The sequence below is a fragment of the Bacillus sp. AFS018417 genome (genome assembly GCF_002560985.1).
GTDB classification, from domain to species: Bacteria; Bacillota; Bacilli; order Bacillales; family Bacillaceae_G; genus Bacillus_A; species Bacillus_A rhizoplanae.
In genome coordinates, this window is sequence record NZ_NTTM01000029.1 from 2,501 (window position 1) to 4,615 (window position 2,115).

General features: G+C 52.2%; 1 rRNA gene (running past one end of the window). It reads left to right on the forward strand.

Annotated elements, in window-relative coordinates:
* Window positions 1-2,114, forward strand: a 23S ribosomal RNA gene (locus tag CN326_RS12435) (it extends 809 nt beyond the left edge of the window).
* Window position 2,115: the final 1 nt, after the last annotated feature.

The following is a 2,115-nucleotide window of genomic DNA, read 5'->3' on the forward strand; positions in this document are numbered from 1 at the left end:
AGGTGTGGGTAGCGGAGAAATTCCAATCGAACCTGGAGATAGCTGGTTCTCCCCGAAATAGCTTTAGGGCTAGCCTTAAGTGTAAGAGTCTTGGAGGTAGAGCACTGATTGAACTAGGGGTCCTCATCGGATTACCGAATTCAGTCAAACTCCGAATGCCAATGACTTATCCTTAGGAGTCAGACTGCGAGTGATAAGATCCGTAGTCAAAAGGGAAACAGCCCAGACCGCCAGCTAAGGTCCCAAAGTGTGTATTAAGTGGAAAAGGATGTGGAGTTGCTTAGACAACTAGGATGTTGGCTTAGAAGCAGCCACCATTTAAAGAGTGCGTAATAGCTCACTAGTCGAGTGACTCTGCGCCGAAAATGTACCGGGGCTAAATACACCACCGAAGCTGCGGATTGATACCTATGGTATCAGTGGTAGGGGAGCGTTCTAAGTGCTGTGAAGTCAGATCGTAAGGACTGGTGGAGCGCTTAGAAGTGAGAATGCCGGTATGAGTAGCGAAAGACGGGTGAGAATCCCGTCCACCGAATGCCTAAGGTTTCCTGAGGAAGGCTCGTCCGCTCAGGGTTAGTCAGGACCTAAGCCGAGGCCGACAGGCGTAGGCGATGGACAACAGGTTGATATTCCTGTACCACCTCTTTATCGTTTGAGCAATGGAGGGACGCAGAAGGATAGAAGAAGCGTGCGATTGGTTGTGCACGTCCAAGCAGTTAGGCTGGTAAGTAGGCAAATCCGCTTACCGCAAAGGCTGAGCTGTGATGGGGAAGCTCCTTATGGAGCGAAGTCTTTGATTCCCCGCTGCCAAGAAAAGCTTCTAGCGAGATAAAAGGTGCCTGTACCGCAAACCGACACAGGTAGGCGAGGAGAGAATCCTAAGGTGTGCGAGAGAACTCTGGTTAAGGAACTCGGCAAAATGACCCCGTAACTTCGGGAGAAGGGGTGCTTTCTTAACGGAAAGCCGCAGTGAATAGGCCCAAGCGACTGTTTAGCAAAAACACAGGTCTCTGCGAAGCCGTAAGGCGAAGTATAGGGGCTGACACCTGCCCGGTGCTGGAAGGTTAAGGAGAGGGGTTAGCGCAAGCGAAGCTCTGAACTGAAGCCCCAGTAAACGGCGGCCGTAACTATAACGGTCCTAAGGTAGCGAAATTCCTTGTCGGGTAAGTTCCGACCCGCACGAAAGGTGTAACGATTTGGGCACTGTCTCAACCAGAGACTCGGTGAAATTATAGTACCTGTGAAGATGCAGGTTACCCGCGACAGGACGGAAAGACCCCGTGGAGCTTTACTGTAGCCTGATATTGAATTTTGGTACAGCTTGTACAGGATAGGCGGGAGCCTTTGAAGCCGGAGCGCTAGCTTCGGTGGAGGCGCTGGTGGGATACCGCCCTGGCTGTATTGAAATTCTAACCTACGGGTCTTATCGACCCGGGAGACAGTGTCAGGTGGGCAGTTTGACTGGGGCGGTCGCCTCCTAAAAAGTAACGGAGGCGCCCAAAGGTTCCCTCAGAATGGTTGGAAATCATTCGTAGAGTGCAAAGGCATAAGGGAGCTTGACTGCGAGACCTACAAGTCGAGCAGGGACGAAAGTCGGGCTTAGTGATCCGGTGGTTCCGCATGGAAGGGCCATCGCTCAACGGATAAAAGCTACCCCGGGGATAACAGGCTTATCTCCCCCAAGAGTCCACATCGACGGGGAGGTTTGGCACCTCGATGTCGGCTCATCGCATCCTGGGGCTGTAGTCGGTCCCAAGGGTTGGGCTGTTCGCCCATTAAAGCGGTACGCGAGCTGGGTTCAGAACGTCGTGAGACAGTTCGGTCCCTATCCGTCGTGGGCGTAGGAAATTTGAGAGGAGCTGTCCTTAGTACGAGAGGACCGGGATGGACGCACCGCTGGTGTACCAGTTGTTCTGCCAAGGGCATAGCTGGGTAGCTATGTGCGGAAGGGATAAGTGCTGAAAGCATCTAAGCATGAAGCCCCCCTCAAGATGAGATTTCCCATAGCGTTAAGCTAGTAAGATCCCTGAAAGATGATCAGGTTGATAGGTTCGAGGTGGAAGCATGGTGACATGTGGAGCTGACGAATACTAATAGATCGAGGACTTAACCATA